Source organism: Streptomyces sp. NPDC102360, assembly GCF_044766085.1.
GTDB lineage: Bacteria > Actinomycetota > Actinomycetes > Streptomycetales > Streptomycetaceae > Streptomyces.
Genome location: NZ_JBIWLG010000013.1, coordinates 182,203 through 203,774, shown reverse-complemented (window position 1 = coordinate 203,774; position 21,572 = coordinate 182,203). Strand labels below are relative to the sequence as shown.

At 72.2% G+C, this 21,572-nt stretch carries 19 protein-coding genes; 9 read left to right on the top strand and 10 right to left on the bottom strand.

The genetic code is table 11. The features are described 5' to 3' along the window. Positions 1–2 precede the first annotated feature (2 nt). The gene (locus tag ACIRHA_RS36285) at positions 3–1,058 is read left to right on the top strand and encodes a maleylacetate reductase (RefSeq protein WP_403854825.1); all 1,056 of its coding nucleotides are present in this window, start codon (positions 3–5) and stop codon (positions 1,056–1,058) included. Then, the gene (locus ACIRHA_RS36280) at positions 1,055–1,957 is read left to right on the top strand and encodes a dioxygenase (RefSeq protein WP_403854822.1); all 903 of its coding nucleotides are present in this window, start codon (positions 1,055–1,057) and stop codon (positions 1,955–1,957) included. The genes ACIRHA_RS36285 and ACIRHA_RS36280 overlap by 4 nt, the downstream gene beginning before the upstream one ends. A gap of 4 nt (positions 1,958–1,961) precedes the next feature. Here ACIRHA_RS36280 and ACIRHA_RS36275 read toward each other — a convergent pair whose 3' ends face one another. The 7 genes from ACIRHA_RS36275 to ACIRHA_RS36245 form a co-directional block, all read right to left on the bottom strand. Next, on the bottom strand, positions 1,962–2,906 hold the full coding sequence (locus ACIRHA_RS36275) for a 3-carboxyethylcatechol 2,3-dioxygenase (protein WP_403854819.1): 945 nt from the start codon (positions 2,904–2,906) through the stop codon (positions 1,962–1,964). Then, a complete protein-coding gene (locus ACIRHA_RS36270) occupies positions 2,903–4,636 on the bottom strand; it encodes a bifunctional 3-(3-hydroxy-phenyl)propionate/3-hydroxycinnamic acid hydroxylase (protein ID WP_403854816.1) in 1,734 nt (577 codons plus the stop codon). The genes ACIRHA_RS36275 and ACIRHA_RS36270 overlap by 4 nt, the downstream gene beginning before the upstream one ends. 19 nt (positions 4,637–4,655) lie before the next feature. After that, positions 4,656–5,546 (bottom strand): alpha/beta fold hydrolase, encoded by an 891-nt coding sequence (locus ACIRHA_RS36265; protein ID WP_403854813.1) that lies wholly within the window; start codon positions 5,544–5,546, stop codon positions 4,656–4,658. A gap of 173 nt (positions 5,547–5,719) precedes the next feature. Next, on the bottom strand, positions 5,720–6,763 hold the full coding sequence (gene dmpG / locus ACIRHA_RS36260) for a 4-hydroxy-2-oxovalerate aldolase (protein WP_403854810.1): 1,044 nt from the start codon (positions 6,761–6,763) through the stop codon (positions 5,720–5,722). Beyond that, a complete protein-coding gene (locus tag ACIRHA_RS36255) occupies positions 6,760–7,707 on the bottom strand; it encodes an acetaldehyde dehydrogenase (acetylating) (RefSeq protein ID WP_403854807.1) in 948 nt (315 codons plus the stop codon). The genes dmpG and ACIRHA_RS36255 overlap by 4 nt, the downstream gene beginning before the upstream one ends. Further along, complete coding sequence (locus ACIRHA_RS36250; protein ID WP_403854804.1) at positions 7,704–8,528, bottom strand: 2-keto-4-pentenoate hydratase; 825 nt, start codon at positions 8,526–8,528, stop codon at positions 7,704–7,706. The genes ACIRHA_RS36255 and ACIRHA_RS36250 overlap by 4 nt, the downstream gene beginning before the upstream one ends. A gap of 102 nt (positions 8,529–8,630) precedes the next feature. Beyond that, positions 8,631–9,395, bottom strand: a complete 765-nt coding sequence (locus ACIRHA_RS36245; protein WP_403854801.1) for an IclR family transcriptional regulator — start codon at positions 9,393–9,395, stop codon at positions 8,631–8,633. Positions 9,396–9,542: 147 nt separating this feature from the next. Between ACIRHA_RS36245 and ACIRHA_RS36240 the strand changes: the two genes are divergently transcribed. From ACIRHA_RS36240 to ACIRHA_RS36230, 3 genes are all read left to right on the top strand, one after another. Beyond that, complete coding sequence (locus ACIRHA_RS36240) at positions 9,543–10,229, top strand: IclR family transcriptional regulator (RefSeq protein WP_403854798.1); 687 nt, start codon at positions 9,543–9,545, stop codon at positions 10,227–10,229. A gap of 199 nt (positions 10,230–10,428) precedes the next feature. Next, positions 10,429–10,761 (top strand): hypothetical protein, encoded by a 333-nt coding sequence (locus ACIRHA_RS36235; RefSeq protein WP_403854795.1) that lies wholly within the window; start codon positions 10,429–10,431, stop codon positions 10,759–10,761. Further along, the gene (locus ACIRHA_RS36230) at positions 10,734–10,985 is read left to right on the top strand and encodes an SDR family oxidoreductase (RefSeq protein WP_403854960.1); all 252 of its coding nucleotides are present in this window, start codon (positions 10,734–10,736) and stop codon (positions 10,983–10,985) included. The genes ACIRHA_RS36235 and ACIRHA_RS36230 overlap by 28 nt, the downstream gene beginning before the upstream one ends. Here the strand turns inward: ACIRHA_RS36230 and ACIRHA_RS36225 are convergent. Continuing rightward, positions 10,927–12,063 carry an acyl-CoA dehydrogenase family protein gene (locus ACIRHA_RS36225; protein ID WP_403854791.1) on the bottom strand — a complete coding sequence of 379 codons (1,137 nt, stop codon included), beginning with the start codon at positions 12,061–12,063 and terminating at the stop codon, positions 10,927–10,929. The genes ACIRHA_RS36230 and ACIRHA_RS36225 overlap by 59 nt on opposite strands. Before the next feature lie 46 nt (positions 12,064–12,109). On the opposite strand from ACIRHA_RS36225, the gene ACIRHA_RS36220 reads away from it, so the two are divergent. Next, positions 12,110–13,276 (top strand): acyl-CoA dehydrogenase family protein, encoded by a 1,167-nt coding sequence (locus ACIRHA_RS36220; protein WP_403854788.1) that lies wholly within the window; start codon positions 12,110–12,112, stop codon positions 13,274–13,276. A 43-nt stretch (positions 13,277–13,319) separates the two neighbouring features. Here the strand turns inward: ACIRHA_RS36220 and ACIRHA_RS36215 are convergent, their stop codons facing one another. Continuing rightward, a complete protein-coding gene (locus ACIRHA_RS36215; RefSeq protein WP_403854785.1) occupies positions 13,320–14,912 on the bottom strand; it encodes a sigma factor in 1,593 nt (530 codons plus the stop codon). A gap of 230 nt (positions 14,913–15,142) precedes the next feature. Between ACIRHA_RS36215 and ACIRHA_RS36210 the strand changes: the two genes are divergently transcribed. The 3 genes from ACIRHA_RS36210 (at position 15,143) to ACIRHA_RS36200 (ending at position 19,183) form a co-directional block, all read left to right on the top strand. Next, positions 15,143–15,583 carry an SsgA family sporulation/cell division regulator gene (locus ACIRHA_RS36210; RefSeq protein WP_403854782.1) on the top strand — a complete coding sequence of 147 codons (441 nt, stop codon included), beginning with the start codon at positions 15,143–15,145 and terminating at the stop codon, positions 15,581–15,583. A 155-nt stretch (positions 15,584–15,738) separates the two neighbouring features. Beyond that, positions 15,739–17,805 carry an ATP-binding protein gene (locus ACIRHA_RS36205; protein ID WP_403854779.1) on the top strand — a complete coding sequence of 689 codons (2,067 nt, stop codon included), beginning with the start codon at positions 15,739–15,741 and terminating at the stop codon, positions 17,803–17,805. A gap of 55 nt (positions 17,806–17,860) precedes the next feature. Beyond that, on the top strand, positions 17,861–19,183 hold the full coding sequence (locus ACIRHA_RS36200) for an SUKH-4 family immunity protein (RefSeq protein WP_403854776.1): 1,323 nt from the start codon (positions 17,861–17,863) through the stop codon (positions 19,181–19,183). Between the two features lie 77 nt (positions 19,184–19,260). Here the strand turns inward: ACIRHA_RS36200 and ACIRHA_RS36195 are convergent, their stop codons facing one another. Then, on the bottom strand, positions 19,261–21,492 hold the full coding sequence (locus ACIRHA_RS36195) for an SUKH-4 family immunity protein (protein ID WP_403854773.1): 2,232 nt from the start codon (positions 21,490–21,492) through the stop codon (positions 19,261–19,263). Positions 21,493–21,572 lie beyond the last annotated feature (80 nt).

The following is a 21,572-nucleotide window of genomic DNA, read 5'->3' as shown; positions in this document are numbered from 1 at the left end:
GAATGAAGTTCGCACACGAGACCCCCGCGCAGCGCGCCGTGTTCGCGCCGGGCGAGGCCGTCCGCACCGTCGTCGACGAAGTGGCCCGGCTCGGATCGGGACGGGTCCTGATCGTCGCGGGCCCGTCCGCCGCGGCGTTGGCCACGGCGCTCGCCGAGCGCCTCGCCGGGGCGCGGGTGCACGGCGAGGTGGTCGAGCACGTCCCGGTCGAGGCCGCCGAGCGGGCGCGCACGGCCGCGCGGGAGCACGCAGCCGACGCCCTGGTGTGTGTCGGAGGAGGCTCGGCGACCGGCCTCGCCAAGGCTGTCGCCCTCACCACCGGACTGCCGATCGTCGCCGTCCCCACCACCTACGCGGGCTCGGAGGCCACCAACGTCTGGGGGCTGACCCGGGACGGCGTCAAGACCACCGGCGTGGACGCCGCGGTACTCCCGGCCACCGTCGTCTACGACGCCTCGCTCCTGCGTACCCTCCCCGCCGAACTGGCGGTCGCCAGCGGTCTCAACGCCCTGGCGCACTGCGTCGACGCGATGTGGGGGCCGCGCGCCGACCCCATCGACCGCGCCCTGGCCGAAGAGGCGGCCCGCGCGCTCAGCGGCGGCCTGCCCGAAGTCGCCGCGCACCCCGCCCGGTCGGCGGGCCACGAGCAGATGCTCTACGGCGCCTACCTGGCCGCCGTCGTCTTCGCCTCCGCCGGATCCGGCCTGCACCACAAGATCTGCCATGTGCTGGGCGGACGCTTCGACCTCCCGCACGCGCGGACCCACGCCGTCGTCCTGCCGCACGTCCTGGCGCTCAACGCGCCGCACGCCCCCGAGGCCGAGCGCAGGATCGCCACCGCGCTCGGCGCGCCCACCGCGACCGGGGGCCTGGCCGCCCTCTACGCCCGCCTCGACGCACCGACATCGCTCAAGGAGCTCGGTATGCCGGAGCGCGGCATCGCCGAAGCGGTGGACCCCGTGCTCGCCGCCGTGCCGGAAGGCAACCCCGCCCCCGTGACCCGGGACCGGCTCAGCGCACTGCTGCGGGCGGCCTGGGAAGGAGACGTCCCCCGATGACCACCCATGCAACCCGTCCGATCCCCGGCCCCGAACAGCAGAGCCGCGAGACAGAACTCGTCGACAGCGTCACGGCCTCCTTCGACGACTGCCCCGACCCGCGGCTGCGGGAGCTGCTGAGCAGCCTCGTACGTCATCTGCACGCCTGCATCCGCGAGGTCCGGCTCACGGAGGAGGAGTGGAACCGGGCCATCGACTTCCTCACCCGCTGCGGCCACCTCACCGACGACCGCCGCCAGGAGTTCATCCTCCTGTCCGACGTCCTCGGCGCGTCCATGCAGACCGTGACCGTCAACAACGAGGCGCACGGCGACGCCACCGAGGCCACCGTCTTCGGCCCCTTCTTCGTGGAGGACTCTCCCGCTGTCCCCCTGGGTGGTGACATCTCCGCCGGCGCGCCCGGCGAACCCTGTTGGGTCGAGGGCACGGTCACCGACACCTCAGGCACACCACTCGCGGGCGCCCGCATCGAGGTGTGGGAGGCGGACGAGACCGGCCACTACGACGTCCAGTACGACGACCACCGGACTGCCGCGCGCGGCCACCTGCTCAGCGACTCCCACGGAGAGTTCCGCTTCTGGGCGGTCACCCCGACGCCGTATCCGATCCCGCACGACGGACCGGTGGGGGAGCTGCTGGAGTCGGCGGGCCGCTCGCCGATGCGGGCCTCGCACCTGCACTTCAAGGTCGACCACGAGGACTGCCGCACGCTGGTGACCCACATCTTCGTGCGGGGCGACGAACTCCTCTGCTCTGACGCGGTGTTCGGCGTCAGGGAGTCCCTGGTGAAGGACTTCGAACGGCAGCCCGCCGCCGCCCCCACGCCGGACGGCCGGACCGTCCAGGGTCCCTGGTCCCGCGCGCGCTTCGACATCGTCCTCGCGCCCGCGCGGGCCTGAGGGCTCACCCCGCGGTACGCGCCGTCATCACTCCGAACCCGGCGATGTACTCCTTGATCGGACGGTAGAAGGAGTACGTCACGTCGTACGGGCCCGCAGCGCCGAGTGCGGCGAACGCCGCGACCCAACTGCGTACCTCATGCGCGGAGTTGCCCGCGTCCTTCGCCATCTGCCGCGGCGTCATCGCGTCCACGGGGGAGAGGTCGCCGGAGGCGAGCGCCGCCATCAGGGCCCGGTCCCACTCGGGGTTGAGGTCCTGGATGGGAGCGGTGCCCGCGGCGAAGGCCTTCGCGGTGTCGATGACGCGCTGCTGGCGGGCGTCGCGTGCCGCGGCCGTGGGGTGCCGGCCGCTCAGGAGCATGGCGCGGGCGGTGTCGTCGGCGGTGGCCCACTGGGGGACCGGCGGGTCGTGGGAGAGTCCGCCCGAGCCGAGGACGAGGACACGCTCGTCCTCCAGGCCGGCGAGGAAGCCGCCGATGGCCTCGCCGAGCCGGCGCACCCTGCGCATCGTCACGAAGGGCTCGGCCACGCCATTGACGAAGACGGGCACGGTCGGCACCGTGTCGATGCCGCCGAAGAGGATCTCCAGCGGCTGGATCGCGCCGTGGTCGACCTCCATGCGGCGGGAGACGGCCACGTCGATGTCACGTTCGGCGACCCATTGGGCGAGTTCCTCGGCGCGCCGGGTCGGCACGTTCAGCGGGCCTGCGGTGGTGCCGTAGTCGCCGACGCCCAGGGCCTCGTACCCGATGCAGAACGGCGGCATCAGGTCGTAGAAGAAGCCGTTGTAGTGGTCCGGCGCGAAGGAGACGACCAGCGTGGGGTCGTACTCCTCGACGAAGGTGCGCGCGGCGGAGAAGGCGCCCTGGACGGCGTCGGCCACGTCGGCGGGCGGGTCGGCGAACTCCAGCAGCGGGCTGTGCGACATGGTGACGAGGGCGACGGTCATGCCGGGGCTCCTTCCGGGGCCGGTTCCTTGACGGGTTCGGTGGTGAGCGACGCCGCGGCGCACAGGGCGGCGAGCGCCCGGGACGCCTGGCGGGCGAGGCAGGCCGCGGCCACGAAGTGGTCGGGGCGCAGCACGACCAGGCCGCAGGCGCGGACGTCGAACCAGTCCTTGAGCGCCCCGGTGCTGTCGCCGACGACGGTGACGGGGGCCGGCGAGTTCGTGAACTGCCGCTCCACCCAAGGTCGTTGGGTCTCCGGAACGAACGAGACCAGCTTGATCCGGTGGCGGCGCACGAGCGCGAGGTCCGCCTCGGTGAGGTGGGCCGTCGGGTCGGTGCCCCAGGTGGCGAGCGTCCACCAGTCGCCGGTGACATCGTCGAGCAGGATGTTCGTGGCGTCCGCGGTGGTGACGCGTGGCTGGATGAACTGCAGGCCCACCGGGGAGAGTTCGCCCGCCGAGTCGATGAACGGGGCGAGGCGGCCACCGTGCTTGAACCCGGCTCGCGCCCCGCCGGGAGTGAGTGTGGCCTGGTCGACCACGACACCGGCGGCGTAGCGCGGCATGGGCTTGAACCGCAGCTCGGTGAAGTACGACTTCCACTTCGGCACGAGGTTGAGCGCGGACGCGGCGACGTCGCGCACCGTGCCTCCGAAGCGGCCCATCTTCATGACCGTGCCCGCCGCCATGTTCACATCGATCATGTCGGAGGCGTGCTTGCGGCGTTCCTCGGTGTACGTGTCCAGGAGGGCGTCGCCCGCGTCGCCCGCGAGGACGGCGCTGAGCTTCCACGCCAGGTTCGTCGCGTCGCGGATCCCGGAGTTCCAGCCCTGGCCGAGCCAGACCGGCATCAGGTGCGCGGCGTCGCCCGCGAGGAGGACACGGCCCTTGCGGAAGTCGGAGGCGATGCGGCCGTGGTGGGTGAAGGTGCGCTGGTTGATGACCTTCAGGGCCGCCGGGTCGGGGACGTGGTGCCTGAGCAGGGAGCGCATGAACGCCGGGTCGTCGCACCGTTCGGTCGGTTCGTCGTCGTGGAGCATGAACTCCCAGCGGCGGATGCCCTGCGGCAGGCCGATGGAGACGTACGGGCGGCGCGGGTCGGCGCCGAGGTAGACCGACGGGGTGCCGATCGGGTCGTCGGCCACGTCGACGACCACCCAGCGGGTCGAGGGCGACTTCCCCTCGAATTCCACGCCCATCCACTTGCGGGTGAAGGAGCTGCCGCCCTCGCAGCCGACGGCGTACCGGGCGGTGAGGGTGACCGTCCTGGTGACCTCGCCCTCGGCGTCGAGCTGTTCGGCGGTGACGGTGACGTGGTCGCCGTGGTCGGCGAGGCCCACAACCCTGTGGGCGAAGCGCAGTTCGGTGTCGGGGAACCGGTCGAGTCCGGCGGCGAGTTCCTTGTCGACCAGCGGCTGGACGAATCCGTGCTTGCGCGGGTAACCGAACTCCTGGGTCCTCGGGTTGTTGGTGGCGAGGACCCGGCCGGCGCCGTTGACCAGGCGCACCACGTGGTGCGGGACCGTGAACGGCTGAACCCGTTCCCAGAGGCCCGCCGTGTGCAGGGTGCGGATCGACTCGTCGTCGAGTCCGACGCCGCGCGGGTAGTCGATCAGGTCGTGGCGGGCTTCCAGGACGGTGGCCCGGTGCCCGCGGACGCCGAGCAGATTGGCGAGGGTGAGGCCGACGGGTCCGGCTCCGATGACAACGACGTCGGTGTCAAGAGTGCTCATGGTGCGGGGTCCGTCCGGTTCAGTTGTGCGACAGGAAGTCGATGACGAGGCGGTTGAACTCGGCGGCGTGCTCGATCATCGCCCAGTGCCCGCACCGATTGAGCAGTACGAGACGGGAGTTGGGGATGTTCGCCAGCAGCCACAGGCTGGTCTCGTAGTGCAGCACCCGGTCGTCCTTGCCGTGGATCAGCAGGGTCGGTGTCCCGATGCCGGGGATCAGGTCGCGGTCGACCTTGATCGGGATGGGGGCGCCGTGCGCCAGACCCTCGACGTAGTTCTCCAGGTGGTCGGGGCGGGCGAGGGCCGCCTCTGAGCGGGCCCGGGTGAGCTCGGGTGTCGCGAAGCGCGCCTTGTCGTACGTCATGATCTCGACGAGCGCCCGCATGTTCTCCGGGCTCGCGTCCTTGTACGCCTTGACGAGGACCTTCAGGCCCTCGCTGGGGCCGTCGCCCGCACCGAAGAGGGAGGCGGGGCCGCGGCCGAGCGAGGCGCCCATCGTCACCAGGTGGGTGATCCGCTCGGGGTGCAGCGTGGCGAAACGGACCGCGGTGTGGGCGCCCATCGAGTTGCCGACGAGAGCGGCCTTCGTAAGGCCCAGTGCGTCGAGGAACTCCACGAGGGTCGCGTCGTGGTCCATGTCCTTGGTCGCCTGGGCGTCGGAGTCGCCCCAGCCCGGCATGTCCGGCGCGACGACATGGAATCCGGCGGCGGCGATGTCGCCGATGTTGCCCGAGAAGTTCGACCATCCCGTCGCGCCGGGACCGGACCCGTGCAGCAGCACGACCGGCGTGGCGCCGGCCCGCCCGGCCTCGTAGTAGCGCATCCGCAGGCCCGACGGGAGGGCGATGTCGTGCGCGGCGGCTTCCTTGGTGAGGGACATGTGACCCGACTCCTCGTTCTGTATGTGCACGCTGGCGAGCGTTATTTACACACCAGCGAAAATGATGGAACGCCTGCCCGGAAGGAATGTCAAGGGTTCCCCAGCAGGCCGTCCGTGGTGCCCGGCCGGTACGCGGTAGCCGTGCGGCCACGCCGAACGGGGCCGGGAGACACTGCCCTCCCGGCCCTGCGGCGTGCGTGGTGTCAGCTCGCCTGTGCGAGCCCGAGCGCCACGTCGACGATCATGTCCTCCTGGCCGCCGACCAGCCCCCGCTTGCCGACCTCGACGAGGATGGTGCGCACGTCGATGCCGTAGCGGTCGGCCGCCGCCTCCGCGTGGCGCAGGAAGGAGCCGTAGACCCCGGCGTAGCCGAGGGTGAGGGTCTCGCGGTCCACGCGCACGGGACGGTCCTGCAACGGGCGCACCAGGTCCTCGGCCGCGTCCTGAAGGGCGAACAGATCGCAGCCGTGCTGCCAGCCGTTGAGGTCGGCGACCGCGACGAAGGGCTCGATCGGGCAGTTGCCGGCGCCCGCGCCCTGGCCCGCCAGGGAGGCGTCCACGCGGTTCACACCCTCCTCCACCGCGACCATGGAGTTGGCGACGGCGAGGGAGAGGTTCTCGTGGGCGTGGATGCCGAGCTCGGTGGCCGGGTCGAGCACGTCACGGTAGGCGCGCATCCGCTCGCGGACGCCGTCCATCATCAGGCGGCCGCCGGAGTCGGTGACGTAGACGCAGTGGGCGCCGTAGGACTCCATGAGCTTGGCCTGCCGGGCGAGCGTCTTCGCGTCGGCCATGTGGCTCATCATCAGGAAGCCGGAGACGTCCATGCCCAACTCGCGTGCCGTGGCGATGTGTTGGGCCGATACGTCGGCCTCGGTGCAGTGTGTGGCCACCCGCACCGAGCGCACTCCGAGCGCGTACGCCTGCTTGAGTTCCTCGATGGTGCCGATGCCCGGCAGGAGAAGAGTGGTCAGGCGGGCGTTCTTGATGTGTGCCGCCGCCGTCTCGATCCACTCCCAGTCGGTGTGGCTGCCGGGGCCGTAGTTGAGGGAGCCGCCCGCGAGCCCGTCGCCGTGGGACACCTCGATCCCGTCGACACCGGCCGCGTCGAGGGCGGCCACGATCCTCCCGACCTGCTCCGGCTCGATGCGGTGCCGGATGGCGTGCATGCCGTCGCGCAGGGTGACGTCCTGGATGAACAGCTTGGTGTCACCCGTGCCGGCGCTGCTCACGGTGGTGTCACTCATGCGTCGGCTCCCTGGAGTTCGGCTGCGCGGGCGGCCATGGCCTCGGCCATCCGCAGGGCCGCGCTGGTCATGATGTCGAGATTCCCGGCGTACGCAGGAAGGTAGTGAGCGGCCCCCTCGACCTCGAGGAAGACGGACACCTGATGGGTGACCGGGGCCGTGGTGAGGGTGTGCACCGGCTGGTCGGCGGGGACCGGCGTGATCTGCACCTGCTGCTTGAGGCGGTAGCCCGGCACGTACGCCGAAACCTCCTCGACCCGCTGGGCGATGGCCGCGCGGATGGCGTCGTGGGCGGCCTCGTCGGGCGCGTTCACCAGCGCGAGCACGGTGTCCCGCATGATCAGCGGCGGCTCCGCCGGGTTCAGGACGATGACGGCCTTGCCGCGCGCGGCGCCGCCGACCGTCTCGATGGCGTGACTGGTCGTCTCGGTGAACTCGTCGATGTTCGCGCGCGTGCCGGGACCGGCGCTCTTCGACGCGATCGAGGCGACGATCTCCGCGTACGGGACCGGTGCCACCGAGGAGACCGCCGCGACGATCGGGATGGTGGCCTGGCCGCCGCACGTCACCATGTTGACGTTCTCCGCGGCGACATGGGCGTCGAGATTGACCGCCGGGATCACCATCGGGCCGATCGCGGCGGGCGTCAGGTCGACGAGCTGCTTGCCGTACGGGGCGAGCGCCGCCGCGTTGGCGACGTGCGCCTTCGCGGACGTGGCGTCGAAGACGATCTTGATGTCTTCGAAGCCGTCCATGGCGATGAGGCCCTGGACGCCCTCGGCGGTCACCGGCACCCCGAGCCGCTTGGCGCGGGCGAGTCCGTCGGAGGTGGGGTCGATGCCGACCATCGCACCCATTTCGAGGGTGTCCGAGAGGCGGAGCACCTTGATCATCAGGTCGGTGCCGATATTGCCCGAGCCGATGACGGCGACCTTGGTCTTCATACGGAGGCTCCTTCATGGCTGGAGGCGTGGAAGCGGACGGAGACGGAGCCGAGTCCGCCGATGTCGGCGGTGAACACGTCGCCGGCCGCGGCGGGCACCATCGGGCCGAGGGCGCCGGACAGCACGACCTGGCCGGCGCGCAGCGGGTCGCCGACGTCGCGCGCCGTCCGGGCGAGCCAGCCGAGCGCGGTGAGCGGGTCGCCGAGGCAGGCCGCGCCGTCGCCGCTGGAGACGGTCTCGCCGTGCCGCTTCAGCGTCATGGTGGCCTCGACCGGCTCGAACCCGGCGAGCGGCCTGGCCGGGGCGCCGAGGACGTAGAGCGCGGAGGAGCCGTTGTCGGCGACGGTGTCACCGAAGGTGATGTCCCAGCCGGAGATCCGGCTGTCCACGATCTCAAGGGCGGGCACGGCGTGCGCCACGGCGGCCCGGATCTGCGCGTCGTCCAGGGGGCCGTCGGCGAGATCCGCGCCCAGGACGAACGCGATCTCCGCCTCGACCTTGGGCTGGAGCAGGTCGCCGACCGGCACCGAGCCGCCGTCCTCGACACTCATGTCGGCGAACAGCACCCCGAAGTCCGGCTGGTCAACGCCCAGTTGCCGCTGCACGGCGGGCGACGTGAGGCCGATCTTGCGGCCGATGACACGGCCGCCCGCTTCGAGACGGTCCGCGGTGAGCAGCGCCTGGACGGCGTAGGCCGCCTTCACGTCGTCGCTGCCGATCAGATCGCGCACCGGAGGGCAGGGCACGTGGTCGGCGGCGGCGCGCAGCAGCCGCCGCGCCGCCTGTGCGACGGCATCGTTGCCGGGGGGAATCTCGTTCATGCCCTCAGCTTGGCGAAGGGGACCGTCCCTGGCCCAGCATTGAGTTCCGCCTCACGGAACTCGCCTGCGAATCAGTGTCTGTCTGAGAGGGGGGGCCTGGGATCAGTGCCCGCGCGGTTCCGCGCGGCGGCCGAGCATCGCCGAGATGCCCGCCGCGGCCGCGCGCACGCTGTTGGCGTGCCGGGCGGGCTGGAAACGGTGCACCGGCCCCGTCACACTCACCGCCGCCACGATCTCGTCCGCCGGTCCGAAGATGCCGGCCGCGACACACACGATGCCGACCGCCGACTCCTCGTACTCGAAGGCGACCCCCTTCGTTACGACATCGGACAGCTGCCGCGCCAGCACGTCGAGGTTGGTGATGGTCCGGGGCGCCTTGCGCTCCAGCGGCCCGCGCAGCGTGGCCTCGCGCACCTCGGACGGGGAGTGGGCCAGCAGCACCTTCCCGATCGCCGTGGCGTGCAGCGGCATCCGCCCACCGAGCCGGGACGGCGAGTCGGCCTGCTGATGGCCGCCCATCTTGGCGACGTAGACGACCTCCGAGCCCTCGCGCGTGCCCAGATGGACAAGTTCATGGGTGCGTACGTAGAGGTCCTCGAGGAACGGCGTGGCCACTTCGAGCAGTCCGCGCTCGACCGAAGCGCGCATCCCCAGCTCGAAGACGAGCCCGGACAGCCGGTAGCGCCCCTGGACGCGGTCGAGGAGCCGGGCCGCCACGAGATCGCCCAGGACCCGGTGCAGGGTGCTCTTGGCGAAGTCGGTACGCCGCTGGAGTTCGGCGAACCCGAGGGTGGTGTCCTCGACGGTGAAGGCCTGGAGCACGGTGAGGGCCTTGGCCAGGACACCGCTGGGCGCGTCGTCGCTCAAGGGGTCTCCTTCCGGGCCGTCGGTGCGTCGAGGTGTCTTGAGGTGTCTTGAGGTGTCTCGACTTTACGGGACGGTGTGCACGGCCACCGGACCGTGCACCCGCCCCGGAGTGACGGTGTGTCACCACCGCGCACGTAGACTGACCGGATGAGCGACAAGCAGGCGGGCAAGGCCGTCGGGTCCCAGACACTCTCGCGTGGACTGCTCGCCCTCGAACTGGTCGCGGGCCAGCCGCAAGGGCTCGCCGTGCAGGACGTCGCCGAGCGCCTCGGCGTCCACCGCACCATCGCGTACCGGACCCTGGTCACACTCGCCGAGCACCACCTCGTCGTACGGGCCTCCGACGGCCGCTACCGGGCCGGGTCCGGCACGGTCACGCTGGCGCGCGGATACGCGGCGGGCGTCCGCGAGGCCGCGCTGCCGGTGCTGCGCCGCACGGCCGACGAACTCGGTGCCACGGTCGCGCTGATCGCGGCGGAGGGCGACGAGGCGGTCGCTGTCGCGGTGGTCGAGCCGCTGTCCGTGGACTACCACCTCAGCTACCGGGTGGGGAGCCGGCACCCCGTCGGGGTCGGCGCCGCGGGCCTGGCCCTCGCCGCCCTGCGCACGCCCGCGCGGGCCGAGTCGCCCGAGGTCACGCAGGCCCGCGACCAGGGGTACGCGCAGACCTTCGGGCGGATCGAACCCGGCGCGTACGGCGTGGCCGTGCCCCTGCACCTGGCGGACGAGGCGCTGCACATGTGCGTCAACCTGATCACGTCACGGGAGGACGTGGCAGGCGGGTCCGTCGCCACGATGCGCGCGGTCGCGGAGGAGATCTCGGCGCTCGGCTGACCCGGCGAGCGCCGGGGTGTGTGCCGCGCGGACCCCGCCCGGCTGATCGGGCGGTCCGCTTCCAGCCGCTCCAGGCCCAGCGGGGTGGGGCGGAAGGTGCGTGCGGCGCCCTTGGCCGCTGTTGCGTGGGCCGCGTGCCGCGATGAAATGCCGGGACAGCAGGGTCGGCTCGCGTTCCAGATCTCCCAGGCGGCGTTCCGTGATGGTCGACGGCGGCGCGGACCGGCCGGCGAGCCTGCTGGTCTCCGTCAACTACTACGGCGCCATCGGCCTGTTGGAAGAGCTGCGCCCGGCGCTCGCCGCCGCAGGTGCGTCCTCCGTCGTCCTCGCCTCCTCCAACTCCACGACCACGCAGCCCGGTTGGAACCCGAGGCTCGCCGAGGCCTGCCTCGCGGGCGACGAGGAGGCGGCGCGCGCCCTCGCGGACTCCCTGGGCGACGATGGCGGCGTGCTCACCTACCCGGCCACCAAGGCCGCGATCGCCCACTACACGCGGACCCGCGGATCGCGGCGAGTATCGAGGGGTTCCTGAAAGCCATCCCCGCGCGGCGGGCGGGCAGCCCTGAGGAGGTCGCGGAGCTGGTGCTCTTCCTGCTGTCCGCCAAGTCGGGTTACTGCGTCGGTACGTTGATGTACTGCGACGGCGGCCTCGACGCCCACCTGCGTGGTCCGGACTGGCCGAAGGCGCCTCCCCGCTTCACCCGCGCGCCGACTCCGGCTCACGCTCGCGCTCCCGATCCGGCTTCCGCTCGGTGAGCAGGCCCAGGCTGTCGGTGAGTCGCCGACGGTGCAGGGCCGGTGTCCCGAAGAGCTGGGAGGACCCGTGTGCCCGCTTGAAGTAGCGGTGTGCGTCGTGTTCCCAGGTGATGCCGATGCCGCCGTGCAGCTGGATCATCTCGCCCGCCACCGCCGAGAAGGCTTCCGAGCAGGCGGACTTGGCCACGGACGCGTACCTGCTGAAGTCCGGCGAGTCCGCCGCAGCGAACGCGGCGCCCAGGGCCGCGGAGCGTGCCGACTCCACCAGTACGTAGGCGTCTGCCAGCCGGTGCTTGACGGCCTGGAACGAGCCGATGGCCCGGCCGAACTGGACGCGTTCCATGGCGTACGCGACCGTCAGCTCCAGGCACCTCTCGGCGGCCCCGACCTGCTCCGCCGCCAGGGCCGCGCAGGCGAGGTCCAGGGCACGCTCCAGCGCCCCGGCCGCAGCGCCGTCCGTACCGACGAGCCGGCCCTCGGCCCCCTCGAACCGCCACCGCGCCAGCGGGCGGGTCTGGTCCATGGTCACGCGAGCCTCGACCCGTACGCCGGGCTGCCGCGGGGCCACCTCGAAGAGCGAGACGCCGCGGTCGGTGCGGGCGGTCACGAGCAGCACATCGGGTTCGGCGCCGCCGAGCACATGCTGTTTGACGCCGTGCAGCCGCCAGGTCGCGTCGGCGCCCGGCTCGGCCCTGGAGTCGATGGCTGCCGGGTCCCAGGAGCCGTCCTCCGCCCAGGCCAGGGACGCGAGGGTGCCGCCGTCGGCGATGCCGGGCAGCAGCCGCGCGCAGGCGTCGTCGTCCCCGGTGGCGAGGACGGCCTGCGCGGCGAGCACGGCCGAGCCCAGAAGGGGAGCGGGGCTCAGTGCCCGGCCCAACTCCTCCATCACCACATGTGTTTCGACCGCCCCGCACCCGGCCCCCGCGTACTTCTCCGGTACGGCCAGAGCCGCGACGCCGATCTGCTCGGTCAACGGCTGCCAGGCGTCCGCGCCCTCGTGCCGGCCGAGCAGCGACCGGACGGCGGAACGCAGTTCCTCGTGCTCACGCGACAGCCTCAAGCCCTGGGCAGCGGACATCCGCCCCTCCTTCCCTAACAAGTGTTTGGTAGGTTAGCGTACGTCCATGACCAGCGTCGAGGAGTTCCGTGCCGAGGTCCGCAGCTGGCTGCGGGCCAACCTCACCGGCGAGTTCGCCGCGCTGCGTGGTCGCGGCGGGCCCGGCCGCGAGCACGAGGTGCTTGCCGAACGGCTCGCGTGGGAGCGCCATATGGCAGCCGCCGGCTGGACCTGCGTGGGCTGGCCGGTGGAGTACGGAGGCCGCGGCGCCACCCTCGAACAGCAGGTCGCCTTCCATGAGGAGTACGCCCTCGCCGACGCTCCCGCCCGGGTCAACCACATCGGCGAACAGCTCCTCGGTCCGACCCTCATCGCCTTCGGGACACCGGAACAGCGCGCCCGTTTCCTGCCGCCGATCGTGGCGGCGGAGGAGCTGTGGTGTCAGGGCTACAGCGAGCCGGACGCCGGATCGGACCTGGCGAATGTGCGCACCAGGGCCGAATGCGACGGCGAGGTGTGGACGGTGACCGGACAGAAGATCTGGACCTCGCTCGCCCACGAGTCCGACTGGTGCTTCGTGGTCGCCCGCACCGAACCCGGATCCGTACGCCACCAGGGGCTGTCCTACCTGCTGGTCCCGCTCGACCAGCCGGGGGTGGACATCCGGCCCATCACCCAGCTGACCGGCACCAGCGAGTTCAACGAGGTCTTCTTCGACCGGGCCCGCACACCCGCTTCGAACATCGTCGGCGCGCCCGGCGAGGGCTGGAAGGTCGCCATGGCCACGCTCGGCTTCGAGCGTGGCGTGTCCACCCTCGGCCAACAGGTCGGCTTCCGCAGGGAACTGGAGACCCTGATCGAGCTGGCCCGTCGCAACGGCAGCGCCGATGACCCCCTGATCCGCGACCGGCTCGCCCGCGCCTGGACAGGCCTGGAGACCATCAGGTTCAACGCGCTGCGCATGCTGGACGGAGCCGCCGCCGGGGCCCCGGGCCCCGAGGCGTCCATCGGGAAGATCTACTGGGCCACCTGGCACCGGGAACTCGGCGAACTGGCCATGGACGTGTGCGGTGCCGACGGGCTGCACGCCGCCGGTGAGCCCTACGAACTCGACGACTGGCAGCGGCTGTTCCTGTTCTCCCGTTCCGACACCATCTACGCGGGCTCGAACGAGATCCAGCGCAACATCATCGCCGAGCGTGTACTCGGACTGCCCCGAGAGGTTCGCCCCTAGCCACCGGTCTTCCCTGCTTGCGTCGCGTGCGTCCGGGGTGGTGTCAGCCGGCGCGGCAGAGGTAGATCGGGCCGAGCCAGTGGGTGCAGGTGGGGGCGGGGGCCGGGGTGCTGGGCTCCGGGGGAGTGGAAGGTTGCGGGGGTGTCGTGGGTTCGGTGGGCTGTGCGGGTTCGGCCGGTTCGGTCGGTTCGGCGGGCTCAGTCGGCTCAGCGGGCTCCGTCGGGGTGGCGGGCTCGGGTGTCGGTGTCTGCGTGGGAGTCGGGGTGGGCGTGGTCGTGGGCTCGGCCGGAGTGTCGCCGGACGACGGCTCGTCCGCCTTGGGCTCCTTCGGCACGGACCGCTTGGTCGCGGGCGGGTTCGGGCGAGTGGCGGGAGTGGTGGGGGTGTCCGGAGTGCTCGGGGTTTTGGGGGTCGGCGGTGAGTCCGGGGTCTTGGGGGATGTCGGCGCCTCCTTGTCCGTGGAGCCGCCAGGGGCGGCCTGAGGGGCGGGTTCGGCCGTGCGCTGCGGTCGGTGCTGCGGGGCAACGGACGTACGCGGTGAGGGAGTTGATAGGTGTGAGGACGGGGGCGGCGGGGCGCTGTCACGCTCGGCAGGCGCCTCGCTCCGCACCGCGGCCGACCGCTGGGGCGGCACCGTATCGCTGTTCCCGGCGAACATGAGGCCACCCGCGACGGCGGCTCCCGCCACCGAGACCCCGAGCGCCCCGGCCAGGGCCCCCTGCGCCTTCGCCCCGCCGGTCAGCGCGTGCCGTATGCCGTGCAGGAGCCCGGAACCGGACCCGTGCCCGCCGGCCGCGGCTCCGGTGGCCCCCGCCCCGGCCGCGAGCGGCACCAGGAACTTCCCGGCCCCGCCGAGCACGAAGATCAGGAGCGCCGGACCCACCAGGGCGGGCAGCCGGTCGTTGGCGCGCAGCAGGACCGTGAGCCGCGCCCGGCAGTCGTCGCAGTCGTCGACGTGCGCGAGGAGCTTCTCCGACTGGCGCGCGGACGCGCTGCCGCGCACGTGCGCGGGCATCCGGTCCCAGTGGCTCTCGCACGCTGGATCGTCCGGGGTCCCCGGATGCGCCCGCAGGAAGCCCTGGCGCATGCCCTCCCGTGCCCGGTGCAGCAGTACGGCCGTGGCCCCGCTGCCCGCGCCGATGCCCCGGCCCACCGCCTCCAGCGGCTGACCCTCGGCCTCGGAGAGCCACAGGGCCTTCACCCACCGTTTCGGCAGCTGCCCGAGGACCTGGGACAGCAGGTCCACTGCGGAGGCGCGGGTGGCCGGGTCCTGGTCGCCGTACGCCCCGGAGTCGTACGCACCGTTCGACACGTGTACCGGTTCGATGCCCGCGTGCGGGTCGAGGGGTGTCTCGCGCGCGGCCCCGCGTCCCGCCGACGCGGCCAGGTGTCGCACGGTCGTCGTCAGGTACGCCGCCACGTTGTCGATGACATGCCCGGCGGAGAGGCGCCGCCAGACCCGGAAGTGCGCCTCGGCGACGAGATCGTCGGCGAGCCAGGGGCTGCCGGTCAGCGAGCGGGCGTACGCGACGAGGCGAGGCTGCTCCGCCTCGTAGATCCGCGCGTACGCGGTCGGGCTGAGGCCGTCTTCCGTGGCGGCGGGGGATATGGGCGCGGCGGCGGGGCCGTCGGTCATGGCAGGAGTCTTCCGTTCCGTCCGACTGCGGCGGTGCTCTGGCGGTGCTTCTGCGGCTCAGCCCGACTGCGGATCGGGCGAGGATTTTGCAACCGTAATTCACAAATGTCAGATTATGGAGGGGTGGGTGGCATAGGTCACAACCGCCTTTTCCGGAAACGCCGTAATGCCCCGCCCTGCTGTCGCGTCGAACTGGCACCTGGAACACGCAGTGCAGAAAGGGACCTGCCATGCCGACCACGCTGCCCGTCACGCTCGAACAGCCCGCCCGCGCCCGCCTCGTCACCGCCGAGGGGCAGGGTCCCGAGCGCAGTGTCACCGTCACCCTCCGTTACGCGTCCGCCGATCCGCTCGCCCTCCAGCTGGTGTTCCCCGCCGAGGCCACACTCGCCGGGACCGAAGTGACGTGGGCGTTCGCCCGCACCCTCCTCGACGACGGCCTGCGCGTGCCGACCGGGACCGGGGACATCCACGTGTGGCCGTGCGGCCGTGCGCGCACCGTCGTCGAGCTGCACGCGCCGCAGGGGATGGCCGTGGTCCAGTTCGACACCTCGGCCCTGCGCCGGTTCCTGCTGCGTACATACGCGCTCGTGCCGGCGGGCAAGGAGGACATGGAAGGCGTCGTCGACCGCGCGCTCGCCACGCTCTTCGGTCCCGACACCGAACGGTGACGCCTCCCGGCACGTGTGTGCCGAGCCCACGCCACACCTGGGTAACAAGCGGCGGCCGGGGCGTGATTCGCCCCGTGCGACGCCCATAGGATGAACACCGTACGGTCAACAGGATGTGACGGTGCCGGACGGACGGACAGGACAACGGGGGAACGATGACCAGCCCGACCCAGGCCCCAGGGCAGGCCAAGGCCACCTACGAGCCCCACCCGTACATCGGGGGACGCAACGCCGCGCTGCGCGCGCTCGCGGCGTGGCGGATGGAGTGGCCGGGCGCGCCCCGGGTCGTCATCCTGACCGGAAGCCCGGGCACCGGGTGTTCGCGGCTGCTCACCGGGTTCCTGATGCTCTGCGACCCGGAGTACCGCAAGGGGCTCGACCTTGACGCGTTCGATCCGGCGACCGTGCCGCCGGACCTGCCCGCGCCCGCCGTGCCGAGCGTTGCCGGGCTGACGGCCGCTCAGGCCCTGTGGCTGCTTGCCGACCACCACGAGCTGTCCGCGACCCGCACCGCCGACATCTTCCCCGAACTCGGCCAACTCCCTTCCTCCGGGCGGCCGGTGACGATCGTGGTGCCGGATGTGGACCGGGCAGGACCGGTGCGGGGGACGGGCGAGCCCGCGCGCGTGGTGCGGGACGTGCTGAAGCCCCTCGCCGCCGTCGAGACCGTACGCCTGCTCGCCGAGGTGCCGCGGGAGTTCGCCGCGGAGCTCGCCGAGGGCCTTCCGTCCGGCGCGGCCCGGATCATCGACCTCGACGCACCCGAGTGGGCCGACCCCGAAGGCCTCGTGCGGCAGGCGGAGGCGCTCCTCAGCCCCCAATTCGGCGCCCCTGAACTGCCGTTCACGACCGACCCCGACGCCCGGCGCACGCTTGCCGAGGCGATCGCCCGGCACGCGGGCGACGGCGCGGGCAGCCGCCTGACCGCCCACCTCGCCGTCCAGTCGATCCTGACGCACCCGGAGGGGTTCGACCCGGCGGATGCGGGTCAACTCCCCGGCAGCGCAGGCGAAGTGCTCGACCTGCACGCCCAGCGACTCGGCGCCCACCCCCGCACCCTGCGGCAGATCCTCGCGCCGCTTGCCCTCGCCGAGGGCGACGGCCTGCCCGTGCACCTGTTGACCCCGCTCGCCTCCGCCGTCGCCGAGCGGGACATGAGCGAGGACATCGCCCGGGGCATGCTGCTCGTCGCCCCCTTCATCCGTCCCGTCGAGAGGGCGGACGAAGACGTGCCCGAGGGTGAGCGGACGCTCGTGGCGCTGCAACACCCGGGCATCGGCGAGGCCGTTCGGGCGGGCATCCCGAATGTCGCAGGCGCTCAGGCGCGCATCGCCATGGAGTTGCTGGAGGCCGTCCCCGATCAGGACTGGGCGAAGGCGGGGGAGTACGTCCGCGATCGCATCGCGGGACACACTCTGGCGGCAGGACTGCTGCCCCGACTCCTCACCGACCCCAACCTGTTCGCCCAGGCCGACCCGGTGCTGCTGCGTGCCGCGGTGGAGGCCCTGCCCGCCGAGCAGTTGGAGGCACCGGCGCGCACGTATCTGCGTACGGCTCCGCTGCTCACCCGGACCCAGGCACCCGCCATGCTTCGCGCGGCGTTCCTGGAGACCGCGTTCGTCGAGGACGGGCTGCCGGAGTACGCGGCGGTGTTGCGCCGCTCGCTGCCGGACCTTCCCTGGCACACCTTGTGGAGCGTGCCGGTGGCCGGAGTCGACGGGGTGACCGTGGGCAAACTGGCCGAGTCGGGTGACGAGGGGGCCCCGCGCGCGGTCGCCGTGAGTGTGGTGCCTCAAGACGCCCCGGGAGCACGCCCGTTGAGGGCCGACGACCCTGAGGCGCCCGCCGTGCTGGTGCACGACCTGACCACCGGCGCCGTCATCGACGCCGACCCGGCCCGGATCCAACGCCCCTCGGAGGACGAGCGCGCCGCGGGGCCGCTCGGTTTCAGCCGCGGCGCCGATTACGTACGCGTCTGGCGTCGCGGTGCGCAGACGGGCGACGCGAAGATCGTCACTGCCCTGATTTCCGCGACGCCCGTCACGGGAACCGACCTTTCCGCCGAGGGCATCCTCCTGCTTGCCACGGAGGGCGGGGTGAAGGCGCTGCGGATCCGCCCGCCGCGGCCCGAAACGCCCGACGTACCCGCGCCGAGGACAGCTGAACCGGAGCCCGCACCGGCTCCCGAGGCCGCCGGGCCCGATGCCCTCCCGACCGCCTGACGCCCACTCAGCACAGACCTTTGGCCTTCTGGGCCCGAAGACTCGAAGGAGATCCGTGATCAGCCAGGAGCAGGCGCTCGCGACCGCCGAGGGATGGCTCAACCCCGCGGGGCAGCAGCGCCGTGAGGTGCGGATCCAGGAGTTCGATCTGGGCTGGGTGGTGTGGGCCACGGCCCCACCGCTCGAGCGCGACCCGGTCACGGGCAGGCGCCGGCCGCCGGCCACGTTCGGCCACTCCTGCGGTGTCGTCGACCGCCGCACCGGCGAGCTGAGCACTTGGCCGTCCGTGCCGGTCGAGGAAGTCGTACGGATGTACCAGCAGAAGCACGGCGGCGGCCAGGAGACAACGCAGCCGCCTGCACCACCACCGACTACCGGCCCCGGCAACACCGCCGTCTTCACCTACGTCGACCCGCGCACCGGCGAGGAGACGAGCCTCGTCCAGAACTCCGCCCCCGGCGAGCCGCACTCCGAGTACCAGGCCATGGCGGAACTCGACCGCCTCGGTGTCCCCGCGCAGAACGTGGTCGCGATCCACACCGACCTCAGCTCCAGCCCGCTCCCCGGCGGCTACCCGGGCCTATTGCTCGGCCGCCGCTTCCCCCACGCCAAGTTCACCTGCGTCCAGCAGTACGGCCTGCGGGGCGAGGAGCGCGCCGAGGCGGTCGCCGGGCTCATCGAGCACGTCGAGCAGATGCACCGCATCGCCGGACAGCAGCCGCCGCCCCGGCCCCACCGTGCGCCGGTGCCGACCGACGTGGACCCGGCCGGGCCGCTCCGCGACGTCGCTCTCGGCCGCGAGCTGACGGAGGCCTTCGGCGCCGACGACGTACGCCGCTACGACGCCGACGACGTGGCGGGCACCCCGCTCCCGGAGGCCACCAAGGCCACGCTGACCTGGGCCGGACTGCCGGCCGACCTCCCGTTCTTCTTCACGGCCGACAACCCGCAGGCGGGGCTCCCGGGCGGCCCGTTCGGCAACGCCGCCGCGCATCTGCGCGAGACCGGCTCGCAGGCAGGTGCCGACGCCCTCGCGTTCTTGGAGGGCCACGTCCGGATCGGTACCGACGGCGTCGCCCTGATCACCGTCCAGTGCACGGGATCCGACCTGGCGGGCGAGCCGGTCGGCCAGGTCTGGGCCGTCACCCCGGAGAACGGCGCGGGCCGCCGCGTCAACGCCTCGGTCTCCGCCTTCGCCCGCTCCCTCGCGCTCCTGCACACCACGCGCGAGGAGATGATCGCGCTCGACCCGACCCTGGCGGGCACCGCCGTCGCCGACTTCCAGGAGCAGTTGGTCGCGATCGACGCCTCGGCCCTGGACGACCCGCGGAACTGGTGGTCGGTGATCGTCGAGCAGATGTGGCACGGGTTGTTCTGATCAGTCTTGTACGGGGTGCCTCGTCGGCCGCCTCTCCGACTGGTGCACCGACACCCTTGTTGCCGCCGCTCGTCGTGTCACTCGTTCTCGATGACGTACGCCCAGGCGGGCTGCCCGCCGCCCGTCTCGTCGACCTTGGCCAGTGCCTCCAGGAGCCAATGAGTGACCTGTCCCCGCTCGGAGCCGAGCGCGGGCGCAAGGTCTCGCGAACGCAGTCCCGTGACGAAGAGCGCGACCATGGTCAGGAAGGTCTCCAGGTCGCGGGCGGCGGGAAGCGCGGTCAGATACTTCTCGTCCGGGCCGCCCGGGTCGTCGTCGGTCGGGACGCGCAGGACGCGGCCCGTGGGCCCGTCGACGACGAGCTCGCCGCCCATCCACCTGCCGATCCGGAAGAAGGGCCCCTCCTCCGCCGGGTCCTCGACATCATCCGGCCAGTCCACCTCGTCGAGCAGGTCGACGTCCCCGTCCCCGTACGGCAGGAGCGCCATGGCGCCCTCCGTCATGTCGGGCAGCCCGAACCCGGTGAGAAGGTCGCGTGTCGGCTGATGGGTCAACTCATCGGGAAGTTCCTCGGGTTCGGCCTCGAAGATCTCGTCCTCGCCGAACAGGGTGATCAGATCTCGGTGGCTCGGCGGAGCGGCATCGACGGGACTGCTCGGGTCGGGGGCCGAATAGTCCCCGGACAGCGGCTGCTGCCGAAGGCCGAAGGTGTCCGAAGGGTCGACGCCGTCCGCCGACTGGACGGCGACCAGCCCCAGTTCGCCCCCGAACACGACGACGTCGCCCACGGCCAGTGGCGCGCACGGCATCAGGAAATCGCGCTCGCTGCGCCGCGGGGCCGACGACGCGAACAGGTCGAGGAGACGGGTGGGAGGAGCGGCAGGCTCCGTGTCCGGCGACACCGAGGCGCCCGGCGCCGTCGTCGCAGGGGGAGGCAGGGCCAGGTCCGCACGGTGTCCCTGCGGAATCTCATCACCCTCCCAGGGGCCCGCGAGGAGCTCACCCGTCTCCGCGTCCCGGACGGAAACGTACGGCTCCGGCGACCTGCCGACCATCCGCTTCTGCAAGCCGGCGATGGCGGGCCGTCCCTGCCGGCGGACCTCCGCCAGCCTGGAGAACCGGCCCGCCTCGAGAAAACGTGCGTGACACCCACCCGGCGGCCGCCAGCGGGCCCACTTCGTACGCCAGGGAAGCGCGACACCGGACGAGGCCACGGCCTGCGCGAACGCGAAATCGTCGCGCGACCAGGACATCAAATGCAGCCAGGACGCCCACTCGCGCTGACGGTTCGGCACAACGCCCCATCCCCACAGGTGAAGTGCGTCGGCCGCGGGACTGTTGCCGGGGATGCCGCTGCTGTGGCTGCGCGCCGCGTCGATGAACGCGGTCTGCGGCAGGTGGGCCACCGTGCGCCCGTCGCGCAGAAGTTCCTCGTACGTCCCGGCCTGCACGGCGTGCATGGCGAGCCCGGTGGCGGCGTACAGCCCGACGGGGCCGGACCTGGCCCATCCTTCGGGATGCCGGAAATCGGCGGACGAACGCAGCAGCCAGTCGGCCAAGTGCCCGTTGACGCCCGTGACTTGCTCGACGGCGACCGCGCGTCGCAGCGCTTCGGCCACGCCTTCGTCGGCGAAGGAAACCCCGAGTGGACCCATCCGGAGAACATCCGAATGCTCCCGGGCCAGCCCGGTGAGTTCGTCCGGGGTCATGGTTTCGCCGGTCAGGGCGGCAACGAGCTGTACCCACACAGGCACGGGCACCGTGCGCGGCTCTGCCAGGGCGAGTGCACGCAGGGCAGTCGGAAGCTCGGGAGCCGGTGCGTCGGTGGCGGGTTCGGCCAGGTGGAAGAGGTTCTCGGGCCGCAGACCCAGCGGGAGGAGCCGGTCGCCGGCATCGGTCAGCACGGCCAACTTCCGTGTGGCCAGGCGGCCGACGGTGTCGCGCAGGAGGCGCCGCGGCTCCTGCGATCGCCGAGTGTGCCCGGCGCGGCGGGTGTTGACGAGCACGAGCAACCGCTCCTCGCTCCACGCGCCGATCGCGTTCGGCCAGAATCCCCGCTTGCCGGGAGACAGGTCGACCCCCAGTGCGGTCAGAGCCTCGTGCATCACTTGTTCGGAGCTGAGCCCTGTGACGTCGATCAACACACTGCCTGGTACGTCCTCGTGCACCCGGCGCAGGACGGCCCCGGCATCGACACCGTCCGGCGGGACGACATGCGCGGCGCTGCCACCCCGCCCACCGGCACGCCACCATGCGCCCACCCGACCGGGCACTTCTTCTGCGGGCATGCCCACCGATGTCACCGTCATGTCGCCTCTCGTCGCCACGGCTGCCGAATCCCATTACGGTAATGCGACGGCGCCGCGCCCGAGGCCCGGTCGCCCGGCTG